19 protein-coding genes are annotated in these 24,084 nt (G+C 37.6%); 10 read left to right on the top strand and 9 right to left on the bottom strand.

Going from position 1 to position 24,084, the window contains the following annotated elements:
* Positions 1–626 precede the first annotated feature (626 nt).
* Positions 627–4,472 (top strand): autotransporter outer membrane beta-barrel domain-containing protein, encoded by a 3,846-nt coding sequence (locus GWJ01_RS12535; protein WP_161711226.1) that lies wholly within the window; start codon positions 627–629, stop codon positions 4,470–4,472.
* Between the two features lie 178 nt (positions 4,473–4,650).
* Here GWJ01_RS12535 and GWJ01_RS12530 read toward each other — a convergent pair whose 3' ends face one another.
* A complete protein-coding gene (locus GWJ01_RS12530; protein ID WP_161711161.1) occupies positions 4,651–5,616 on the bottom strand; it encodes an acetyltransferase in 966 nt (321 codons plus the stop codon).
* 327 nt (positions 5,617–5,943) lie between these two features.
* Here GWJ01_RS12530 and GWJ01_RS12525 point away from each other — a divergent pair, with 327 nt between their 5' ends.
* Positions 5,944–7,137, top strand: coding sequence for a cyanate transporter (locus GWJ01_RS12525; RefSeq protein WP_109393102.1), 1,194 nt, complete (start codon positions 5,944–5,946; stop codon positions 7,135–7,137).
* A 92-nt stretch (positions 7,138–7,229) separates the two neighbouring features.
* Here the strand turns inward: GWJ01_RS12525 and GWJ01_RS12520 are convergent, their stop codons facing one another.
* Entirely contained in the window at positions 7,230–8,177 is a 948-nt protein-coding gene (locus GWJ01_RS12520; protein ID WP_109401372.1) for a carbamate kinase family protein, read from the bottom strand.
* 323 nt (positions 8,178–8,500) lie between these two features.
* Positions 8,501–9,235, bottom strand: a complete 735-nt coding sequence (locus tag GWJ01_RS12515; RefSeq protein ID WP_161711160.1) for a glycerophosphodiester phosphodiesterase family protein — start codon at positions 9,233–9,235, stop codon at positions 8,501–8,503.
* Between the two features lie 174 nt (positions 9,236–9,409).
* On the opposite strand from GWJ01_RS12515, the gene ugpB reads away from it, so the two are divergent.
* The 5 genes from ugpB to GWJ01_RS12490 all read left to right on the top strand — a co-directional run bounded on the left by ugpB (position 9,410) and on the right by GWJ01_RS12490 (position 14,863).
* On the top strand, positions 9,410–10,717 hold the full coding sequence (gene ugpB / locus GWJ01_RS12510) for a sn-glycerol-3-phosphate ABC transporter substrate-binding protein UgpB (protein WP_161711159.1): 1,308 nt from the start codon (positions 9,410–9,412) through the stop codon (positions 10,715–10,717).
* Positions 10,718–10,779: 62 nt separating this feature from the next.
* Positions 10,780–11,664 (top strand): sn-glycerol-3-phosphate ABC transporter permease UgpA, encoded by an 885-nt coding sequence (ugpA, locus tag GWJ01_RS12505; RefSeq protein ID WP_109393098.1) that lies wholly within the window; start codon positions 10,780–10,782, stop codon positions 11,662–11,664.
* Positions 11,664–12,512 (top strand): sn-glycerol-3-phosphate ABC transporter permease UgpE, encoded by an 849-nt coding sequence (ugpE, locus tag GWJ01_RS12500; RefSeq protein WP_109393097.1) that lies wholly within the window; start codon positions 11,664–11,666, stop codon positions 12,510–12,512. Before ugpA ends, ugpE begins: the two co-directional genes overlap by 1 nt.
* A gap of 1 nt (position 12,513) precedes the next feature.
* The gene (locus GWJ01_RS12495; RefSeq protein ID WP_161711158.1) at positions 12,514–13,614 is read left to right on the top strand and encodes a sn-glycerol-3-phosphate import ATP-binding protein UgpC; all 1,101 of its coding nucleotides are present in this window, start codon (positions 12,514–12,516) and stop codon (positions 13,612–13,614) included.
* 496 nt (positions 13,615–14,110) lie between these two features.
* Positions 14,111–14,863, top strand: a complete 753-nt coding sequence (locus GWJ01_RS12490; protein ID WP_109393095.1) for a M48 family metallopeptidase — start codon at positions 14,111–14,113, stop codon at positions 14,861–14,863.
* Positions 14,864–14,918: 55 nt separating this feature from the next.
* Here GWJ01_RS12490 and GWJ01_RS12485 read toward each other — a convergent pair whose 3' ends face one another.
* Complete coding sequence (locus GWJ01_RS12485) at positions 14,919–15,386, bottom strand: MarR family transcriptional regulator (RefSeq protein ID WP_109401376.1); 468 nt, start codon at positions 15,384–15,386, stop codon at positions 14,919–14,921.
* Between the two features lie 119 nt (positions 15,387–15,505).
* Between GWJ01_RS12485 and GWJ01_RS12480 the strand changes: the two genes are divergently transcribed.
* Positions 15,506–16,693, top strand: coding sequence for an MFS transporter (locus GWJ01_RS12480; RefSeq protein WP_161711157.1), 1,188 nt, complete (start codon positions 15,506–15,508; stop codon positions 16,691–16,693).
* 11 nt (positions 16,694–16,704) lie between these two features.
* Positions 16,705–17,145, top strand: coding sequence for an aspartate 1-decarboxylase autocleavage activator PanM (gene panM, locus GWJ01_RS12475; protein WP_161711156.1), 441 nt, complete (start codon positions 16,705–16,707; stop codon positions 17,143–17,145).
* 43 nt (positions 17,146–17,188) lie between these two features.
* Here the strand turns inward: panM and GWJ01_RS12470 are convergent, their stop codons facing one another.
* The 5 genes from GWJ01_RS12470 to ftsY form a co-directional block, all read right to left on the bottom strand.
* The gene (locus GWJ01_RS12470; protein WP_161711155.1) at positions 17,189–18,361 is read right to left on the bottom strand and encodes a glycerate kinase; all 1,173 of its coding nucleotides are present in this window, start codon (positions 18,359–18,361) and stop codon (positions 17,189–17,191) included.
* A gap of 94 nt (positions 18,362–18,455) precedes the next feature.
* The gene (gene rpoH / locus GWJ01_RS12465; protein ID WP_109393090.1) at positions 18,456–19,310 is read right to left on the bottom strand and encodes an RNA polymerase sigma factor RpoH; all 855 of its coding nucleotides are present in this window, start codon (positions 19,308–19,310) and stop codon (positions 18,456–18,458) included.
* 366 nt (positions 19,311–19,676) lie between these two features.
* Positions 19,677–20,654, bottom strand: a complete 978-nt coding sequence (ftsX, locus tag GWJ01_RS12460; RefSeq protein ID WP_098941243.1) for a permease-like cell division protein FtsX — start codon at positions 20,652–20,654, stop codon at positions 19,677–19,679.
* Positions 20,647–21,312 (bottom strand): cell division ATP-binding protein FtsE, encoded by a 666-nt coding sequence (gene ftsE, locus GWJ01_RS12455; protein ID WP_023583735.1) that lies wholly within the window; start codon positions 21,310–21,312, stop codon positions 20,647–20,649. The genes ftsX and ftsE overlap by 8 nt, the downstream gene beginning before the upstream one ends.
* A gap of 5 nt (positions 21,313–21,317) precedes the next feature.
* A complete protein-coding gene (ftsY, locus tag GWJ01_RS12450) occupies positions 21,318–23,261 on the bottom strand; it encodes a signal recognition particle-docking protein FtsY (protein ID WP_161711154.1) in 1,944 nt (647 codons plus the stop codon).
* Between the two features lie 228 nt (positions 23,262–23,489).
* Between ftsY and rsmD the strand changes: the two genes are divergently transcribed.
* On the top strand, positions 23,490–24,074 hold the full coding sequence (gene rsmD / locus GWJ01_RS12445; RefSeq protein ID WP_109402841.1) for a 16S rRNA (guanine(966)-N(2))-methyltransferase: 585 nt from the start codon (positions 23,490–23,492) through the stop codon (positions 24,072–24,074).
* Positions 24,075–24,084: the final 10 nt, after the last annotated feature.

Below are 24,084 nucleotides of genomic sequence, written 5' to 3'. Positions count from 1 at the left end.
TTTGCATTCTTCAATTATCATTTTCCGATAATTAATCTTATAAACTCTCCACTGAATTAAATTCATAACCCGAAAACAAGCAAGAATAATCTTAAATAAATTATTTTTTTTGAGATTGTTCTCAAATGCTTAATTATGATATTTAAAACATTTACACTCTGTAATCCCACTCTATTTTTTGCTTTTATTTTTCAGACTAAACCTCCCATTTTATTTTATTTATTTATTAATTAACAAAGGTGGCAGTACTTATAACAAAAGACACTACCTATTGATTTTGTTGTTATTTTTTATTTTTATTTGTGTTTTTTTAATTAATTATATTTAGTCTTTTTTTATATTTTATAAGGATTTTATTTTATTTTTTTGTTTTTAATTTTATCAAAAAAAACAAATTAGCTTAAAGCTAGCAATATTAATTTAACGAAAATTTAGATTAATTTAACTTAAAAATCACAATATCATCAAAAAAGTAAGAGTATGTGTGAGTAATATCACAAAACGTATTTTTTTATGGGGTTTGTTTTTTATTTTCCAATATTTTACACTAAATACGAGTAGTTAAGATTTCAATCAAACTCCATTATAAAATCAAATCAAAAATATCATTTAATTAGGATGTGTTAATGAACCATATTTATAAATTAATTTGGTGCATGGCAAGTAATTGCTTTATTGTTGTTTCTGAATTAGCTAAAGGTAACAAAAAAAGCATATCTTGTACCAAAAAAAAATCTCTTTTGACTGTAGCACTAATTAGTATATTACCAGTTTCAACCTCTTTTGCAGTTGAAAACGAAGTTCCATTAAATATTTCAGGGAAAAACCAACAGGTAGTTAACACATCTAAAATTAGTAATGTTAATATTACCAATAACATTACAATAGATAAAATAGGTAATGGTAAGCATGCGATTGAAGCAATTATTGATAATGCGACATCGACAGGAAATATTTCAATAAAAAACACTGGAAACCTGAAAACAAATGGTAACCATGCTTTTGGTATTTTTGCTGAAAATAAAGATGTGGGTGATATAAAGATTGAACACTCGGGGAATATATCCACAAATGGACTAGCAAGTCATGGTATATATGCCAAAAGTGATGCAGACGGTGCCTCACAAAAAATAAATATTGATGTGAAAAAATCAAACATTATGATTAATGACTCTTTAGCCACTAATGATAATGAAATTGCATATCATGTCTATGCTGAGCAAGATAATATCCAGTCTGGCGATGTTAATATTAATGTTAGCGATAGTAAATTATCAGGTATTAGTGGCGATTATGGCTCTACTGCAGTTTATATTAAATCCAAATCAGATAAAGGTAACCTGCTTGCTACATTAAATAATACAGATATTTCATTGGATGGCTTCAATGCGGATGGCGTTCACTTAGTGAATTTAAGTGATACATCTGCAGGGGATATCACCATAGAAACTAATTCTGGAAATATTGTTAGCAAAAATTCAGAGGGTAACGTTGAATATAATTATGCCCTTTTTGGTAACCAAAAAGGTAAAAATGCCACAGGTGATATTCGTATAACAAATAATGCAACAAATATCACAACAGGAAGTAAAGATAATGATAATGGCCGAGGTGCGATAGGTATACATGCTCTGTTCGATAGCCAAACTGCAAGCGGTGATATTGTTATTGATAACAAAGGGAATATTAATACGCTAGCAAAAGGTGATATGAATAATGGTATTTATACAAATAACGCTGGGATAGGTAATATCCTTATAAGTAATACAGGAAATATCACAACGAATGGAACAGCATCAAGTGCTATTCATTCACAGCAAGATAATGTTCAAGCTAAAAAAGATAGTGTGAACCAAATTAGTAACTCCGGGAAATTAGAGACACTGGGAAATTATTCTAGTGGGATTACTTTAATCAAAAAAAATGCAGGAAAAGTACTCGTTAATAATGAAGGGGATGCTGTAATCAAAGGAAGCTTCTCCCATGGCATCTATTTGGATACCCAAGGTGGAGATATCCAAGTTCAGTCATCTAAAGGGGACATTACAACAAGTGGTGATACTTCCCATGGAATTTTTGTAAATAATAAATCCGCTGCTGATAATACGTTAGTTATTAATAATAGTTCGAATATTTCAACAACGGGAGCAAGAACGGGCAGTAATAATTCTGCGGCAGCTATCCGTGTAACACAGGAAGGTGATGGAAAAATCAACCTCACTAACTCAGGAAATATTTCAACAAAAGGTATTGAAGCAAGAAATATCTATATTAATGCACTTGGAAATTCAGCTGTTGAAGTAAATAACAGCGGTTCATTAACATCTGAAAATAGCTCGGCAGTAGGTATTTACAGTCAAGGTGATGTGTTAATCACAAATAGCGGAAATATTTCTGCAAAAAACAAGGCAGATAGTAAGCAAGAAGTTTCAGGTCATGGTATCGAAGGTATTTCAAGAACAGGTAATATTACTATTCAGCATTTAGCTGGAGATATCACTGTTGAAAATAATGCAAAAAATCAGCAATCTCATGGAATTGTAGCTGGGGGCGGTACAAATACAGAGGTTGCTCGTAGTGCTGATATTCTTATTGGAAGTAAAGCAAATATCGATGCAACACAAGGGAACTCTGCTGTTTTCTTAAAAACAGTTAAAGAAGGTTCGGTCAATATAAACCAAGGAGCCACAGTTAAAGGTGGTAACGATGCTGGTGTTCATTTTGAGGTAGAGAATGGTGGCACTGGTAATTATGTTATCAATAATGCCGGTTTTATTAGTGCAAAAAGTGATAAAGCGATTAATGTGATTGGCTCTGATGCAAATAGTCAATTATCTCTAACTAATAGTGGCACTCTCCAAGGTGTTGTGAACGCCAATAATAAAACTGCACTTAATTTAGAAAACACAGGAACCTTTTTAGTTCGTAATCAAAATAATGAAACTAAAAATGTTGCTATTTCTCACTTTAATAATGGCACTATCAATAATACTGGCACGATTAAACTTTTAGCCGTTGATGGTATTAACAGCGATACTACAGGGGAATATGTTCCTCATGGCACATTAAGTAGTGCAGATTCTGGAATTGTGCATGGACAATTATTAGGCGTTAAGGAATTCAATCATAGTGGTGTACTTGATTTAACAGGTGCAGGGTTATCAGGTAATAGTTTTGTGATCAGTGGTGGCCAAGTCGCAGGGCAAAATGGAAATGGAACTTTCACAACCAATGGCGGAACCCTAAAAATGGCTACAACCTTGAATGAAGGTGGCCAAGAAAGCCGTAGTGATGTTTTAGTGGTTGATAACCTGAAAAAAGGTAATGACTCTACTAAAATTGACATCGTCATTGCTTCTGGAAGTAAAGAGATCGCCACTAAAGAAAATGGAATTCAACTTGTTAAAACATTAGGAACGCAAGATGCGGATGCATTTGAATTAGCAGGGCCCGTCACTTATGGTCGATATGAATACTTGTTATATGATGGGGATGCATCTGGGGTCAATGATGGTTATTACTTACGTAATCAATTGAAAAAAACTGATGAAAAAACACCTAACCCAAACGTAGGGGCTTATCTAGGTAACCAATACGCAGCGGCGAATATGTTTAATCAAAATATTCTAGATAGACGTGATAATGTTCAAGCTCCAGATCAAACAGTATGGGCTAGAATTAATTACAATCAGGTTAAAACCGATCATATTCGTGATACTCAAGAACTCCAGATTGATAGTACCTTGTTACAAATAGGAGCCGATTTCTACCGCAATGAAGAAAAAGGTCGAGTCGCTGGTGCTTATGTTGGTTATGGATACAGCGATGTAGAAAACCGTTCCCGCTTAACAGGAACAAAGGCTGAGGGTGATGTAAAAGGTGTGCAACTTGGGGCGTATTATAGTTGGATGCCAGAAAAAAATAATGGCCCTTATGTTGATGTTTGGGGACATTTTGCCCATTACAACAATAAACTAAAAGGACAGGCTCAGAAAAACCAAGATAAAAAATATGATAGCTATGGTTTTGCGGTGTCTACAGAAGGAGGGTATTCCTTTATTGTTGAAGAAAATGATGTCAATAAATGGGTATTCAAGCCACATGTACAGTTAACGTATAATTATATTGATGCGGATGACTTTACTGATCATAACAACACTCGTTTTAGTCATAATAAGAGTGAAGGTGTTCAAACTCGATTAGGTGCTCGTTTTTATGGTAATAAACAGCAACCAAATGGGTTGTTACCATTTGTTGAAGCTAACTGGTTATACAACGGAATGGATAATGAAGTAGTTTTAAATGGTGACAAAGAAAGTAGTGACATCGGTAAAAATGTTGGTGAATTAAAAATAGGCTTACAAGGAAATGTGAATGACTCATCAAGCTTATTTATTCATTTTAATGTTCAAAAAGGTTCACATGATTACCAACAAATAGGTGGGCAAATTGGTTATAACTATAACTGGTAAATAGCTCATTCTGAATAAAACATCATTTTATATTGGAGCTTCCTATTAAATAGGAAGCTCTTTTTGTTTTATAATTAGAACTTAGCTAAAATTAGTCTTGTTTCTTTTAGAAAATAAAAGACAATTTTGTATCAAAATGATTATTCCACTTCAATTTTCTTCTCTTTTGTTGATTTAGCTATCGAGCATTAAAAGTAGGACTAATAAACCAATGAATCATCTTAATTGATGCCAATAATAATGACAGGCTAATAGTGATAACAGTGAGAGCTAATACCATTGGAAATGTAAGTGATAAATGGAAAAAAACTATTCCTTGTAAGAGGATAAAGCAAATGATGGGATGAATTAAATAAATGCCTAACGCATTATTGGCAATAGAGGCATATTTTGGAGTTGTCGGTGCAACGGAGATAATCCCGGCACTTAAAATAACACCAACCAATAAAGAGATAATATATGTTATTAAATTTACGATTAATATATTTAACTCTAATTTTTTTATAAAAAAAGAATTAACATAAGAATAATAATAAAGTATATATAGTGATAATAAGCTTAATAAAATAATAACAAGTGGAGATTTACCTTTAAATTTAGCTATGGCTCGTTGGTCTACTAAATAAGCAATAATAAAAAATGGGAAATATTGTACTATAGCAAAAAAAGTAGATAATTTGGTTTCATAACCTTTAGTTATATAAGATAACAGTACACTCACAAATAAAAGAGATAATAATATTAGTTTATTATTTTTGATATAGGAAGGTAACAGTAGGAAAAAAGCTTGCCAAATTGGTGTCGCTAGAAAGAACCAGACACCATTTTGAGGAAAAATAAGGTAAGTGTTAAGATCGAATTGCCCTGAGTAATAGAGGGGTATCATATCAATAGTTTGAAAAGTACCATAAATTACTAAAGCAGCTAATAAATTATTACGCCAACTTTCCCATGTTCCTTTTTTACTGATAAAAGCAACAATAAAAACAAACATAGGAATTAATGTTAAATCGAATACATTAATCAATAATGAAAAGTCATGTATCTGACTTTGTTTCAAATAAAAACTAAAAACAATAAGAGAACTTAATATCAATTTTAATGTAGGCCAATAGGGTTGTTTAATTTCGTCCGTACTCAACATTAACTTACCTTGGTTATTTATATTCTTTTGTATAGAATAATAAACCAATTTACAGATTCCTGCTAACATTAATATAAGCGAAACTAAATATCCTCTAGATAAAATGACTTAAGAAATAACTGATAAAGTTGATGTTCGAAAATATATTACTCAGAACCTAACTCAATATCCTATCGATAATGCCCGTTTCAACTTAAAGCAATCTCATTTTATCAATAGTATTAATGTTCTTTTAATTATCAGGCAATAAAATCTTTACTGTTACCATTTGTTTATACAAATATTGTCTATACAATAGGCAATATTTATGTTTATCAGGGAATTACAATGACTGCCTTACCAAGAAAAAAAACATGGCAGATAGTCCTCACTATTATTTTAGTTGGGATAAACTTACGCCCATTCTTAACCGGCCCCGGCCCTGTTATTGACAATATTATTGCCTCAACAGGAATGAGTTATAGTCAAGTCTCATTACTCACACTATTACCCATGCTTTTAATGGGAATAGGCGCATTAATCGTTCCCTTCTTACAACCTTATATTCAGGTACGTAAAGGGCTTTTAGTCGCAATGCTAATGCTTCTGATGGGCTCATTTTCTAGAGCCTATGTTTCTGATGGCAATCAACTATTACTGACAGCACTCTTTTGTGGTTTAAGCGTCGCCTATATTCAAGCGGTATTTCCCGGCATTATTAAAGGGTGGTTTGGAAATCGAACGCCTATCATGATGGGATTATATTCCGCAATGCTAATGGGGGGAGGCGCACTTGGGGCGCAATTATCTCCCCTTCTTACTGAGAATTATGGGCATTGGCAAAGTGCTTTAGCATGGTTTGCGCTTCCCGCAGGATTTGCATTTATCGCGATCCTTTTTTCTATTAAAAATAGTACCTCTTCTGCCAAGAAAATATCACTAAACACCTTAATTTGGCGCCCTAGAACAGGGTTGCTTATCTTAGGATTTGGTTGCGTTAATGCAGGTTATGCCTCTGTTGTGACATGGTTGGCACCATTCTACCAATCATTAGGAATGCCAAGCGCCCAAAGTGGCTCACTTGTTGCTATTCTTTCTCTGTTCCAAGCCTCGGCTGCTTTAATTATTCCTTTCTTGGCGGCTAAAAATCACGACAGACGTTTTTGGCTCACGATAACATTAATAAGCCAATTTATCGGTTTCGGCGCAATCATGACTATTCCAATGAGTGCCCCTTATCTTTGGAGTATATTCTTAGGCTGTGGTTTGGGGGGATGTTTTTCCATGATGATGATTGTCGCTCTCGATCATATTCCTGATCCGGCACAAGCAGGTGCTCTATCAGCATTAATGCAAGGTGGTGGCTTTATTATTGCTGCTTTCGGCCCATTAGTTGCAGTGCTATTACGCCAGCCTGATGGAAGCTTTACTTATGCATGGGCATTTCATGCCATTTTAGTGATTGTGACTATAGGATTATTTGCACGATTAAATCCTCGTCATTATGCGAAAGCTTATCCCGCTAATCATCCTACTCAATAACGCCTTATATTTAAGACTCATATAAAATAAGCGCCCTACTACAAATAAGGCGCTTATCAAAGATAATAATTTAATACTACTTATGGAGATAATTAAGCAACGATATGTGTTCCGGTTTCACCTTTTAAGGCTGAAACCAATTTTTCAGGTGTTGTGATAATCACTCTTTTTCCACCAGCAGCCAAAAATGAGAGACTGGCTTCAATTTTAGGAAGCATACTGCCCGGAGGGAAATGCCCTTCATGCATATATTGTGTCATTTCTTCAACCGACGTTTCGCCTAATGCTTTCTGTTCTGGTTTGCCGAAATGAATACAGACTTTTTCAACACCCGTTGTGATGATAAGAATATCTGCTTGTAATTCTTTTGCGAGCAATGTTGATGACAGATCTTTATCAATAACTGCATCAACACTTTGGTAATTGCCACGCTCATTTTTGATAACTGGAATACCGCCACCGCCTACTGCAATCACGACATAGCCACATTCTGACAGTGATTTAATTGCTTTAGATTCAATAACATGTTGTGGAATTGGAGAGGCAACAACACGGCGATAACCACGACCAGAATCTTCAACGAAATGCCATTGAGGATTTTCTTGCTTTAATTGCATCATCTCTTGTTCTGAGAAAAATGCACCAATAGGTTTTGTTGGAGAAACAAAATTCGGATCGTTTTTATCAACTTCAACTTGTGTGATAAGAGTGATCGCTTGTTTATTTTGTTGAACACGAAGCTTATTCGTTAACGCTTGTTGTATTAAATAACCAATACCACCTTGTGTATCTGCAACACAGTTGGCTAATGGCGTTAACGGTAAACCTTCTTGCACATGTGCCACTTCTGCGCGACGTAAATCAAGCCCGACTTGTGGCCCATTACCATGTGTTAAAACAATATTATACCCTTCAGCCACCATATCACTAATATGGGCTGCAACCTCTTGTACTGCTTGTTCTTGATGAGCGATAGACTGGCTAGCATTGTCTTTAATAATACTGTTGCCTCCAATGGCAACAACAACGAGTTCTTTCATATTTCACTCTCAATTATATTATTGGCAATTAAAGTAGAAATAACACACCTCTACTCTTAGAGGTTGGGTTGATAAGGTCGCCATATTCGCTAACCATTTTCCCCATTTTTATTTTTAATGAGATAAACATTATTGTATTGAACAATATCTATTCATTAATTGCGCAGGATAATAGCAGAGAATGTAAAGAAAACATCTATTACTCAACGTTTCTCTTATTTAATTTCTATAAATGCAATGCACAAAGAAGGGAATGAAAGGCGTTATCAAACACATCAATAACGCCTTATTCAATACAAGTGGGCGGGATAGTTAGTACTTTTTTATTTTGCTATTTGATAAACATCCGGTTGATAAACATCAGGCATATCAGTAATTAGCATATCAACACCCCATTGCTCAAAATCTTTCACTTCTTCAGGATCATTCGGGGTATAACAATAAATTTCATAGCCTGCTTGTTTTAACAATTGCGCTTGTTCTTGCGTAAGGTATTTGTAATTACAATGCACACTAAAACCATCAATCGTTTTTAACGTTTCTAGCGCATTATCAGGGATCTCATCCCATAATTGCCCTCTACGAATAAAAGGCAGATATCGTTTCATAATAATAAGTGCATGTGTATCAAAAGAAGAAAATAGAATTTGCTCATTCGGAATATCTGCACTTTTTATCATGTCAGAAACCGCTAAACATAAACGATCAACATCATCATCGGGCCACGTTTTCAGCTCAATATTAAGCTTTGTTCCTGAACGCTTAATGAGCTGTAATCCTTGTCTTAAAGAAGGAATTTTCTCACCTTGATAGAGTGAACTAAACCAACTTCCTGCATCAAGGCGATGTAAATCATCTAAGGTATGAAAACGCACAGCACCTTGCCCATTCGTGCAACGATTAACTGTTTTATCATGAATAAGCACAGGAACATGATCCGCGGTTAATTGCACATCCGTTTCAATCCATTCGCACCCGAAATCAATCGCCATTTTAAATGCAGCCAGTGTATTTTCAGGGGCTTTTCCAGAAAAACCTCGGTGAGCAGCTATCTTCATTTCTCTCTCCTTTTCATTTGTGCCGACATCATGACAACCATTTATGACAGCAATTTGACAGTCATACCATCAATATATCTTCATTTAATTGTCACCCCTTTGTCATAAATAACATTTAGGGTAATTCGCAGATTAGATTGAACCTTTAACTTTCGATTAAAAAGGAAATTCTGCATGTCGATAAAATCAATAACAGGTCTTGCTGTTGCGATGACGTTATTTACCTCTCCTGCACACGCAAAAACACAAATTGAATGGTGGCATGCTATGGGAGGCGCGCTTGGTCAGAAAGTTAACCAAATCGCCTCTGATTTTAATGCCAGCCAATCTGAATATGAGATAAAGCCTGTTTATAAAGGTACTTACGCTGAAACAATGACCAGCGCAGTGGCTTCATTTCGTGCAAAAAACCAACCTGCTATTGTACAAGTATTTGAAGTGGGTACAGCCAGTATGATGGGGGCTAAAAAAGCCGTTTTTCCTGTTTATCAATTAATGGAAAAAACCAACGAGCCTTTTGATCCTAATACTTATTTATCAACTGTCACGGGTTACTACACCACCAGCGACGGCAAAATGATGTCGTTGCCATTTAATAGTTCAACGCCGGTGCTTTATTACAACAAGACACTCTTTAAAAAAGCAGGCATAGAACAGCCACCTAAGACATGGAAAGAGATGGAAGCTGTGTCTCAAAAACTGCTCGATTCTGGTGTTAAATGCGGATTTACCACCACTTGGCAATCGTGGACACAAATCGAAAACTTTGGTGCTCGCAATAATTTACCTATTGCTACCAAAAATAATGGTTTTGATGGCTTTGATACTACTTTCCTATTTAATAAAGCACCTTTCGTTGCGCATATTCAACAAATGGCAGATTGGTCGAAATCTGGTATTTTCAAATATGGCGGACGCCAATCTGATGCAATGCCTCTATTTTATACCCAAGAGTGTGCAATGGTAATGGAATCATCCGCGGGCTTTGCTGGCATTAAAGAGAACATGAAAGGTCTTGATATTGGTGTTAGCCAATTGCCTTACGACGATACTCTTGTACAAAAACCAGCAAATACCATTATTGGCGGAGCATCATTATGGGTTATGTCTGGGCGTCCAGATGCCGAATATAACGGTGTTGCCAAATTTTTCACCTATCTTTCAAGTCCTGAAGTTCAAGCTGATTGGCACCAAGCAACAGGTTATTTACCCGTCACTAAAGCGGCTTATGCATTAACACAGCAACAGGGTTTTTATCAGCAAAATCCAGGAGCTGACACCGCAATATTACAAATGACAACCTCAGAGCCTACCTCAAACTCAAAAGGATTACGCTTTGGTAATTTCCTACAAACTCGAGAAATCGTTGATGAAGAGTTAGAGAAAGTGTGGTCAGGAAAACAGAGTGCTCAAGTTGCATTAGATAATGCAGTTACACGAGGAAATGAGCAGTTACGCCGTTTTGAACGTACTCAACAATAGTCACTTGTATTAGGCGGGCAAAATAGCTCGCCTTCTATTTTTATCGATTTACTGGATATTGTATGGCTTCTCAATCCATTTATTTCAAACAAAAATGGTTACCTCTAGCGCTGATTTTTCCTCAATTAGCTATCACGCTTATCTTTTTTATTTGGCCTGCTGGGCAAGCTTTCTTTCAGTCATTCCAATTAGAAGATGCATTTGGACTGAGTCGAGAATTTGTCGGTTTTGAAAATTTTCATCGACTTTTTAGCAATCGTTATTATTTTGATAGTTTGATCACGACGCTTATTTTCAGTACTAGTGTTGTATTTTTATCTATGCTATCAGCGCTGGTTTTAGCGGGTATTGCCGAACAAATTTTGCGAGGTAAGCTGTTTTATCGCACCATTTTAATTTCACCCTATGCCATTGCCCCTGTTATTGCAGGCTTTCTTTGGTTATTTATGCTTGATCCCACGATTGGCGTATTAAGCCAACAATTAAAGAAAATAGGCATTAATTGGGACCCTGTACTGAATACACATCATGCTATGTGGATGGTGATTTTAACAGCGACATGGAAACAAGTGAGTTATAACTTTCTGTTTTTTCTCGCCGCATTACAATCTGTACCTAAATCACTTTTAGAAGCAGCCGCTATCGATGGTAGTGGCCCGATTAAGCGTTTTATAACGATCAGTTTTCCTTTAATTTCTCCTACCACCTTTTTCTTACTTGTGGTTAATTTTGCTTATGCCTTCTTTGATACTTTCGCCATTATTCACGCGATGACACAAGGTGGTCCCGGAAGTAGCACATCAACACTGGTTTATAAGGTCTATAACGATGGATTTGTGGGATTAGATTTAGGCTCTTCCGCCGCACAATCTGTTATTTTGATGTTTATTGTCGCGATCTTAACCATTATTCAATTTCGCTATGTTGAGAAAAAGGTGGCTTACTGATGGTTGAACGTAGACCTTTATTTCATGCTTTTTGCCACTTTATTCTTATTGTTGGCATTCTTTCTGTTGCATTCCCTGTCTGGATTGCACTTGTGGCAACAACACATCAAAACACCGAATTTGCTACTGGTTCTCCTCTTTGGTTTGGTACTGAAGGCTTCAATATTATTAAATCAATATTTTCACAAGCAGGCACTACGCAAAATAGCGCTATCTCAATTAATAGCATGTTATTGAATTCATTAATTATGGCGTTAGTGATCACCATCGGGAAATTAACGATCTCAATTTTATCGGCATACGCCGTCGTTTTCTTTCGTTTTCCGGGAAGAATGTTGGCCTTTTGGACTATCTTTTTTACGTTAATGCTACCTGTTGAAGTTCGCATTATGCCCACATTTGAGGTTGTCACTAATCTCAATATGTTGAACTCTTATGCAGGTTTAACCATTCCATTAATTGCCAGTGCCACAGCCACCTTTTTATTTCGCCAATTCTTTCTTACCATTACTCCTGAATTAATTGAAGCCGCTAAAATTGATGGTGCAGGCCCTATTAAATTCTTTTTCACCATCTTACTTCCTCTTTCTCGCACCAATATCGCCGCCCTATTTGTCATCACCTTTATTTATGGCTGGAACCAATATCTTTGGCCAATGTTGATCACAACAGATACTCACTACTACACCATTGTCATGGGCATTAAACAGATGGTTGCGGTTTCTGATGGTGTTGTTGAGTGGAATAAGATCATGGCAACCACATTAATTGCAATGTTGCCTCCCGTCCTTATTGTCATTTTGATGCAAAGAGCCTTTGTAAAAGGCTTTATTGATACGGAGAAATAACATGACAACCGTCACTCTCACAAATTTAGAAAAGTGTTATCCAAATGGTCATCAAGCTATTTCAAAATTAAATCTTTCTATTGAGCAAGGTGAAATGGTGGTATTAGTCGGCCCAAGCGGTTGTGGTAAATCGACTTTACTGCGAATGATTGCAGGGTTAGAAACCATTACACAAGGTGATTTATTTATTGATAATTTACGAGTTAATGAGCATGAACCTAGTGAACGTGATATTGCTATGGTGTTTCAAAACTATGCTCTTTATCCTCATATGTCGGTCTATAACAATATGGCATATGGCTTACGTAATCGAAAAACACCCAAAGCAAAGATTGAAGAACTCGTTACCAATGCCGCCCAAATGCTGGAGATCAACCATTTACTTGATAGAAAACCCAAAGAACTATCAGGTGGGCAGCGACAACGTGTCGCTATGGGAAGAGCCATCGTTCGTGATCCTAAAGTCTTTTTATTTGATGAACCTCTTTCTAACCTTGATGCCAAATTACGGGTGCAGATGCGTTTGGAGATCAAAAAATTACAGCGAAAACTCTCCACAACCTCTATTTATGTGACACACGATCAAGTAGAAGCGATGACATTAGCTGATAAACTGGTGGTTTTAAATCAAGGAAATATAGAGCAAGTAGGCACACCGTTAGATATTTATGAAAGCCCGGCCTCCGTATTTGTGGCTACGTTTATGGGCTCACCAGCAATGAATATCTTAGATACTCCGATTAATCATGGTGTGATTGAAGTCGCTGATGGGCATATTTCCGTTTCATCTCAGCACTTTCCTTATCAAGCCATTAAATTGGGTTTACGTCCTGAACATTTGATTATTAGCCATCAACATCCTCTTTTTCATGTTGATGTGGAGTTTATTGAAGCACTTGGTGCAGATGTTTTAATTTATGCAACCACTTGCGATAAACAGAAACAACCTCTCGTTATTCGTGCGCCAAACGATCATGGTGTGAAAATTGGCAATAAAATTGGTCTTACCATTCACCCGGAAAATCTTCATTTCTTTAATCAACAATCAGGGAAGCGCATTGATCGCCCTTTTATGCTTATTAATGAATTAATGGTGTCATAAAGCGCTGATATCACTTTATTCATTTTCGGTTTAATCTGAATAGCGATGTTTTAAACGTCGCTATTTATTTACCACCAAGCAATAAATATTAAAAATATAAAATTTGTCAGAATTAAACAAATAAAAATCATCTCTAAGCACACTGTTAGTTTCATATTATTCCAAATAAGTGAAAAACAAATTTACTCACTCTTAAAGTGAGTACAATTAAATGATTTATATAATATTTACATCAAGAAAACTTACCTTCTCAAGTTTAATTTATCAATTAATTCTCTTAAATTTAAAGAAGTTAAAATTATTAATCCGTTTTTTTCTTTCTATTAAGAAGATAAGAAATAATACAATTATGCTGAAAAAGAGAAGAATATATATTGAGATAATATTTCTCACATAAAATGCTTATATTGCACCGATAGATAAGCGCTGTTATTCTTCTGCTCGAATTTAATCTGCAATTATATAAACTGCAAAGCAGAAAAGGACTTAATTAAAAATGAAAATTAAATTACTTGCTACGGTGATGGTATCAGCAGCGCTACTTTCTGGTTGCCAAAACATGAATACAGATATGCTGACCAAATCAGGGACTCAACTTTTCCAAGCAGCGACATTAAGCGATGACGATATCAAAGCGTTAACGAATGATGCTTGTAAAGAGATGGATGCACAAAATAAAGTTGCTCCAGCCAATAGCACTTACACCAAACGCTTAAATAACATCGCTAAAGCATTAGGTAATGAAGTTAATGGCACACCAGTAAATTACAAAGTTTACATGACTAAAGATGTAAATGCATGGGCTATGGCTAACGGCTGCGTGCGTGTTTACAGTGGTTTAATGGACATGATGACTGATAACGAAGTTGAAGGCGTTTTAGGTCATGAAATGGGTCACGTTGCTTTAGGTCATACCCGTAAAGCAATTCAAGTTGCTCACGCAACAGTTGCTGCACGTACAGCAGCAGCATCAGCAGGTGGCGTTGCAGCACAATTAAGTAGCTCACAATTAGCTGAAATGGGTCAAAAATTAATTAACGCCCAGTTCTCTCAGCACCAAGAATCAGAAGCTGACAACTTCTCTTATGATCTACTAAAAAAACGTGGTGTAAATACTGCTGGCTTAGTTACAGGCTTTGAGAAACTCGCTAAATTAGGTGGTGGTGATTCAAGTATGTTTGATTCTCACCCACCGTCAAAAGAGCGTGCGGATAATATCCGTAATCGTATCGCTGAAGATAAGAAATAATTATCTTGCCCCTATATCTCATGGTATGGGGGGTTTCTCTTTTCAAGTTTATCTGTTACGAATGACGAAAACGCCCCACAACATCGCTAAGAAAGCGTTTAATTGCCATTCTCTCTTGTTGGTCATATTGCTCAAATAACGCAGACCATTTTTCTTGAGATTGTTGATGTAACACCTCATGAGCATGAAAAAGACACTCTCCCTCAGCTGTTAAGATAAAAAATATTTCTTTTTGATTATCTGCCAACTTTATTTTTTCAATAGCTCCCTTCTTTTGTAGGCGACTACAAATTTTTGAGACAGCCCCTCGTGTCATAGACATATATTCACTGATGGTTGTGAGATTTCTCATACTCTCTTCACCAATACAATGGATCACATGCAACTCTGTAAGTGAATAATTATCTAACCCATTCTCTTCTAATACTTTTTTATGGTTACTATCAGCTCGCTCATCTTTAAGATGCAAAAAATCACTTAATCCTTTTAGTAAATCTTGTGTTGTGACATTCTCTTTTGCCATTTTGTTTCCTTGGAAAAAATATTTTATAAAATAGTATCAAAAGTATTTACAACAATCAAAATATCGCTATTATCTATTTTGTTTCCATGGAAACAAAATAGATAACAAGAGGCAATGTAATGAAATTATCAATCCGCAGTTTGTTTTATCTCATTTGCTTTAGCGCACTATTAAGCTCTTTAGCACAAAATATTTATACCCCTGTACTTCCCTTGATCCAACAGCAATTTAATACCACGTTATCACTGGTTAATCTGACAGTATCTGCATTTACTTTTGCGATGGCTGTTATGCAACTATTTTATGGTTCATTGATTGATAAATGGGGAAGAAAACCAATTTTACTCAGTGGATTAGCCGTTTCTATTGTGGGTGCATTGGGTTGTATTTGGTCTGACTCTATAAACTTATTAATTTTTTGGCGTGTGATCCAAGCTATCGGTATTGCAGCCATTCCCGTGGTTGCTGCTACTATTCTTGGCGATCTTTATCGAGGAAACGATCGCGCAAAAGCAATGGGATCGTATCAAATGCTATTAGCATTAGCGCCTGCCTGTGGCCCATTATTAGGGGGATATTTAGCGCAACATTATCAATATCAAGGCATTTTTATTTTCTTAGCGGTTGTAGGTATCATATTGCTTATTACTCATCTCTTTTATTTACCTGAAACACGTCCTGAACAGAAAGAAACCTTTAAAAGCTTATCGGCAATGCAACAAGTGCTCACCGCGCCTGCGGGTAAATCCGTGTTTGTCATGAGTTTTATGGTGTTTTATAACTATTTTTGCCTCTTGGTATTTTTACCTTTGATTGCCTTTCATCTCTATCAGTTAAACAGTACTGAAATTGGTGGATTATATGTACCAATGTCGATTGCGCTTATTTTAGGTAGCTATCTCTATCGTAAAGTTTGCCATCTATTTAGTGTTGAATATGGAGTGATATTCACCTCTTGTATCAATTTGATTATGTTGGCGTTATTTGCACTATTTTGGCAAATCTCACTACCAATAATGCTTGGTTTAACCGTGTTATATGGGCTTTCTTTAGGCTTAACCATGCCAACGCACACGACATTATTAGCAAGTTATTTTGGCTCGATGAGAGCAACTGCAATGGGGATTTATAACTTTATTCGTTATTGTGGAATGGCGGCAGGACCTATGATTTCGGTCTATTTTGTGACTGACAATAATTATGAGTATGTCTTTTATTCTTGTGTGATCTTAACGAGTTTGGCATTGTGTTTCACCATTAAGACCTTAATGTCTTCATTAAAAGAAAAAAAACAAACTGCAAACTAACAGGATATTTAATGAAACTGACCATTGAAAAACTGACACAACTCTCAGAACAAGACCGTATTGATTTAGGCAAAATTTGGCAAAATGTACGTTATCAATCAGCCCTAAAAAACGAGATCAACAACGAAAATGTACTCTTTGCCGCTAGATTTAATGAGCGATTATTAGCGGCTTGCTGGGTTAAATTATCGGATAAAAAAGCGGTTATTACTGACTTTATGGTCAGAGAAGTGACACGCCGTCGCGGTGTTGGGCATTATTTACTGACACAATGCTTATCTGCCTATCCTGATATTCACCATTGGCAGGCAATAAGCTTATCAGCGGAAGAAAGCGGGTATGATATTGCTCATGCTTTTTTAGCACATCATCAATTTAGTGCACCACCACAATCTGATCTTTATGTTCTAAATAATTCAAAGGATACTCTAAATAATTCAAGATGTAGCTAGGCGACAAATGAACGAGTCGCTAGGAGCATACACAAGTATGTGACTAGTGCGAGTGAGTGTAGTCAACAACGCTACAACTTGAAGTATGACGAGTAGTATAAAGTCTAGCTACATTATAAGCCGTCTCACTCAAATTCTTTTGCGCATCATGAAGTGCATCAGCTAGTGTAGAAACACCCGGTACAATAGAGAAAACAGCATCAATACCCTGCTGATGAACTACATCATAATCAGGTAAATAGCCACCAACCAAAGCAATAACTGGAAGGTGGTATTTTTTTGCAAGCAAAGCAACGCCTGTTGGCGTTTTACCTTGTGCCGATTGGCTATCCATTCGACCTTCACCTGTTATTACCAAATCCGCATCAATTAACTGTTTTTCTAATTCAACAGCGTTAGCTACCAATTCAACGCCTTGCGAAAGTGTTGCTTGCGTAAATGCAAGCAAAGGTAAAGCTAATCCTCCTGCCGCACCACTTCCTGCAATATTGATAAGACTACGTTGCGTCATTTTCTCAAGATAAGTACCAAAATGGTGTAATGCATTATCAAGTTGCGCAATATCGTCTTTGGTCGCTCCTTTTTGAGGACCAAAAATAGCGGATGCCCCTTTCTCTCCACACAACGGATTTGTTACATCGCAGGCAATCTCAATTTCAATATTTTTTAGTTTAGGATTAAGAGTCGTGATATCAATAGAGTGAAGTTGTGCTAATGCGAGTCCACCAAAAGGCAAAGATGTACCAAACTTATCTTTAAGACCTAGACCGAGCGCTTGCATCATTCCTGCACCCGCGTCATTTGTGGCACTTCCACCTAATCCCAATATGATTTTTTTAACGCCCATTTCAAGTGCAGCATTAATTAATTCACCCGTACCATAACTGGTCGTTAAATTAGGATCACGTTGAGATGAAGGAATAAGATGAAGACCTGAAGCTTGTGCCATTTCAATCACAGCAGTGGTGTTATCCCCTAAAAGCCCCCAATTTGCAGTTACTTGTTTACCTAAGGGTGAACACACTGGTGTCGATATAAAACGGCCTTGCGTTGCATCCACCAGCGATGTCACTGTTCCTTCGCCGCCATCCGCCATAGGAATACAACAATATTGCGCATTGGGTAAATAACGTGAAAATCCCTGTTTTATTGCCAGCGCAACATCTTTCGCACTTAAACTTTCTTTAAAAGAATCAGGGGCGATAACTATTTTCACGTTTTTTTCTCCAAGCAATAAAAAAGCGATATTTTCATATCGCTTTTATAACATACTCTACTTTATGAGAGAGTGTGCTTGGTCTGAAATGTGATTAATCTTCAATCGCTAAACGCAATTTCTTCATCGCATTTTTTTCTAATTGGCGAACACGTTCAGCAGAAACACCATATTTTGTCGCCAAGTCTTGCAATGTCGATTTGTTATCATCATCTAACCAACGAGCACGAATAATATCTTGGCTACGTTCATCAAGAGTTTCAATTGCTAACGTGAGTTTATCCGTTGCATGGTTATCCCAATTATCTTCTTCAATGCTGTCGGCAAAATCAGAAGACTTATCTTCTAAGAAGAGTACAGGGGCGATAGAATGTGAATCATCACTATCATCAGCAGTCATATCAAATGCCATATCTTGTGCTGACATTCGTGATTCCATTTCTCGGACATCACTTTCTGATACGCCTAACTCCCTTGCAACAAGTTCCACTTCATCTTGATTAAACCAACCTAAACGCTTTTTATTTTTTCGCAGATTAAAAAACAGTTTACGTTGTGATTTTGTAGTCGCGACTTTCACGATACGCCAGTTACGTAACACATATTCGTGAATTTCAGCTTTGATCCAATGCACAGCAAAAGAGACCAGTCGAACACCCACTTCTGGGTTAAAACGACGAACAGCTTTCATCAGACCAATATTACCTTCTTGGATAAGATCAGCTTGTGGTAAGCCATAACCTGAATAGCTGCGAGCAACATGAATAACGAAGCGCAGATGTGAAAGGATAAGCGTTCTTGCCGCATCCAAGTCACCATCGTAATGCAGCCGTTCAGCGAGTTCCTTTTCTTCCTCTGCGGTTAACATCGGATAGGAATTGGCTGCACGTATATACGCTTCGATGCTGCCTTGCGGAACCAATGCTAAGGATTGCATTTCTTTTGTCATTCAAATCCTCATAAAAATCAAATAAATAATTAAAATTAATGCTGTAAGGGAAAGTAGATGAGCCTTCTAAATATAGCTTAAATAGGAAGTCAGTTAAGGTTTTTTACGATGTGTTTTTATCATAACGACTATTTGACCAGCATAAAGACTAAAGGTTCATCTCGCATCTATGTTTACATATCTTTGTACTTTTCTATCACCGAAGCCAATATGACAGTTGCCTTATCATAGAAAAGAGTGCACGCATTATTATGCCAGAGACGGGGCGTCGATAAAATGGCTGGGTGACGATATTAACGTAACCCAGCTTGATAAAAAATATCTTCTCAGTATTTAGAGAATAAGTATAAAAACGCTCTAATTGATTTATTCTGGAGTGAATTGACGTAAATGTTGCATTGTCGTCAACCATGCAGCAAGCCAACCAATTGTCATAGCAACAAGAATAAGAATGATAGATTCATCAAAACCTAATCCTGAAATAGAAAATGAAGTCCCAAACACGGTCGCGGCTTGAGTAACCACATCAGAGAGCTTCCACACCAATAAAGCTGAAAAGATCAGGGCAAATACGGCACCAATAAAGCCTAGAATTAATCCCCAATTAAGGAATGGACGCATAATAAAGCCGTCAGTTGCACCAATAAGTTTCATCACATTAATGGTGTCACGGCGACTGAAAATATTGAGACGTACACTGTTACCAATCACCAGTAACAAGGCAACAACCATCAATGTACCAATCACCAAGGCGATTTGCCCAACTAATGATGTCAACGTTGAAAGCCGAGAAAACCAGCTATCATCCATTCTTACTTCATCAACTCCGGGGATTTTCGCTACTGTATCACGCAAATTCACCATGAGTTGTTGATCGCTAGGCTCCATAACGGGTGTCACAATCGCCACCGCAGGTAATGGGTTTTCTTCTAACATATCTAACGCACTGCTAAAACCAGCCCAAGAACGAAATTCCACCAGAGAATCTTGTCGCGAAAGGTAGTTAACATCTTCGACTTTTTCTAAGGCTTCAATTTTTTTGATTGTGGCTTCAGCTAATGAATCATCAAGAGATTTATCAAGATAAACAGTTAATTGTGGTGTTGGATACCATTGTTCTGCCGCTGTTGAGACATTCTTCCACACAATATAAAAGATGCTAGGCAAGGTAAGAGATATCGCAACAACCATTACCGTTAAAAAAGAGGAGAGCGGTTGGCGTAAAAAATCAGCCATCGTATTACGCCATGCATAGCGCCACTGTTCGCGTCTTCCCCCTTTTAGCGCCTTGGTTTTTGCACCCGGCGTTGGCATTGATTTACGGGAACTTTTTGCTTTAGCCATTTTGCCCTCCCACCATTCTGCCTTGCCCTAATGTAAGAATGCGATAATTTCTACGTTCTATCAGCGACATATCGTGCGTCGCCATTAACACTGTTACACCAACACGGTTGAACTCTTCAAAAAGGCGCATGATCCCTTCTGAAAGCTCACCATCGAGGTTACCTGTTGGTTCATCTGCGAGTAAAACAGTCGGTTTATTCACAACAGCGCGCGCAATACCGACACGCTGTTGTTCACCACCAGAGAGTTGTATAGGATAGTTTTTGGCTTTATCCAATAGTCCCACTTTATCTAAAGCGGCTGAAACTCTTCGTCGAATATCCTCTTCACTCGCACCAGCAATAATCAGGGGAAGAGAAACGTTGTCATAAACCGTTCTGTCCATCAATAAGTGGTGATCTTGGAAGATCATCCCAATTTGACGGCGAAGAAAAGGGATCTCACTATTTTTGAGTCTACTGATATCGTGACCAGCAAACCAAATAGCGCCATCACTTGGGCGTTCTATTCCACAAATTAACTTAAGCAATGTACTTTTACCGGCACCAGAGTGACCCGTTAAAAAAGCCATTTCACCAGGGCGAAGATGAAAATCAACCCCCTGTAATGCTTGTCTTCCACCTAAATAAGCCTTGCTGACGTGTTCGAAGCGGATCATTAAAACTACTCCTCGCGGGCAAACAGAGCCTCAATAAAATCGTCGGCCTTAAACGGACGTAGATCTTCAATACCTTCACCTACCCCAATATAACGGATAGGAATACTAAACTGATCAGCAATGGAGAAGATAACGCCCCCTTTTGCTGTACCATCGAGTTTAGTCAATGTTAATCCAGTTAGCCCAACTGTTTCATTAAAGAGTTTTGCCTGACTAACTGCATTTTGTCCGGTACTTGCATCTAACGTCAGCATCACCTCATGTGGTGCTTCTTCGTCTAATTTTTTCATAACACGAACGATTTTTTTCAGCTCTTCCATTAAATGGGATTTATTCTGCAATCGTCCTGCGGTATCAGCAATAAGAACATCGACACCTTTTGCTTGGGCTGACTGAATTGCATCAAAAATAACAGACGCAGGATCAGCACCAGTATGTTGTGCCACAACAGGGATATTATTACGCTCCCCCCAAACTTGTAACTGTTCAACCGCTGCTGCACGGAATGTATCACCTGCAGCTAACATGACAGATTTACCTTCAGCTTGGTATTGTCGCGCTAATTTTCCGATTGTGGTTGTTTTACCAACGCCGTTAACGCCAACCATTAAAATAACAAAAGGTTTTTTACCTTCAATATTTAATGGTTTATCGACTTTACTTAAAATATCGCCCATCTCTTCACGTAATTTACCGTAAAGGGCTTCAGCATCTTTAAGATCTTTATGAGTGGCATGTTTAGTCAGACTAGTGATGATTTTAGTTGTGGTTTCCATACCCACATCTGCAATTAAGAGTTGCTCTTCTAACTCTTCAAATAGCTCATCATCAATTTTCTTACCCCGAAATAGACCAAGAAATCCTGAACCTAAGTTTTGGCGAGTTTTCAGCAAGCCTTTTTTCAGTCGGCTAAAGAAACCTTCTTTTTTAGGTTTCTCTTGTTCAACAACTTTATCTGCCAGCACTTCTTCGCGTAAAGATTCAATATCTTCAGCTTCTGCTTGCGCAATAGCGAGACGTTCGTTTTCTTCTTGCGCTAGACGTTCTTGCTCTAGGCGCTGCGCTTCTTCTTGCGCTAGACGTTGAGCTTCAGCTTCTTGAGCTAGACGAGCTTGTTCTGCACGCTCCGCTTCTTGGCGTTGTGCTTCTAAGCGTTCTTGCTCCGCCTTAAGTTCGGCTTGGCGCTGTGCCTCTTCTTGCGCTAGACGTTGAGCTTCAGCTTCTTGAGCTAGACGAGCTTGTTCTGCACGCTCCGCTTCTTGGCGTTGTGCTTCTAAGCGTTCTTGCTCCGCCTTAAGTTCGGCTTGGCGCTGTGCCTCTTCTTGCGCTAGACGTTGAGCTTCAGCTTCTTGAGCTAGACGAGCTTGTTCTGCACGCTCCGCTTCTTGGCGTTGTACTTCTAAGCGTTCTTGCTCCGCCTTAAGTTCGGCTTGGCGCTGTGCCTCTTCTTGCGCAAGGCGTTGAGCTTGTGCTTCTTGAGCTAGACGAGCTTGTTCTGCACGCTCCGCTTCTTGGCGTTGTACTTCTAAGCGTTCTTGCTCCGCCTTAAGTTCAGCTTGGCGCTGTGCCTCTTCTTGCGCAAGGCGTTGAGCTTGTGCTTCTTGAGCTAAACGAGCTTGTTCTGCATGCTCTGCCTCTAAACGCGCTTGCTCTGCTTCTATTTCTGCTTGGCGCTGGGCTTTCTCTTGTTCTAAACGTTGTTTTTCAGCTTCTTGTGCCAATCTATCTTGTATAACACGTTGCGCTTCTTGGCGTTCTGCTTCTAAACGTTCTTGCTCTGCTTCTAATTGCGCTTGGCGAGCCGCATCTTCTTGAGCTTCTTTTGCCAAACGTTCTTGTTCTAAACGCTCTTCTTCTAAGCGTTGCTGTTCTTTCTCTTGCTCAATATTTTCTTCTTTGTTACGCCCAAAACCGAGCCACGAGAAAAAACCTTTTTTTTCTTTTGCCATTAGCTACTAAACTCCTCGCACTAAATCATGGCGCGATTACATTGACGATATTGAAAATAATAATGAAGTCTATCATTTGATCATGGATAAACGCATCTTTTATACGAATTTTATGGTAAATTATTCCGGATTAAATCAAGGGAAGTCATCGAGATAACAACAGACACGAATTCCTTATTCCAAAAGACACTCCAAAACTCACGTTTAAACGATATAAATCAAAATAATATGGCTAAAAAACCACAAAAAGCCCCAATGGGACAAATCAGAATAATTGGGGGAAAATGGCGTGGTCGTAAACTTCCTGTTCTCGATAGCCAAGGATTACGACCAACGACGGATAGAGTAAAAGAAACGCTCTTTAATTGGCTAATGCCCGTTATCCAAGATGCTCGTTGCCTCGACTGTTTTGCAGGAAGCGGTGGTTTAGGTATTGAAGCTCTTTCTCGCTATGCTCGTGAAACCACGTTTATCGAATATGAACGTGCAGTTGCCCAACAAATTACCGCAAATTTAATCTTACTTAATGCCAAGAATGGGCATGTCATTCAAGACAGTGCATTGTCATATCTTGCTAAACAAGGTTCTCCTTATAATATCGTTTTTTTAGATCCTCCTTTTCATAAAGGCATGTTGTCAGACACTATCCAATTATTAGAAAATAACGGTTGGTTAGCGCAAGATTGCTATATTTATATTGAGGAAGAAGTTAAAGCACAGACTTATACAATTCCGACTCATTGGACATTACATAGAGAGAAGATCGCAGGGCAAGTCGCGTATCGTCTTTATATTCGCAGTTTATCTGCTTAATTTTTTATGG

The sequence above is a fragment of the Proteus sp. G2618 genome, from assembly GCF_009915995.1.
Classification (GTDB): domain Bacteria; phylum Pseudomonadota; class Gammaproteobacteria; order Enterobacterales; family Enterobacteriaceae; genus Proteus; species Proteus terrae.
Note: the sequence above shows the minus strand (reverse complement) of the source record. Positions and strands in the feature narration are given on the sequence as shown.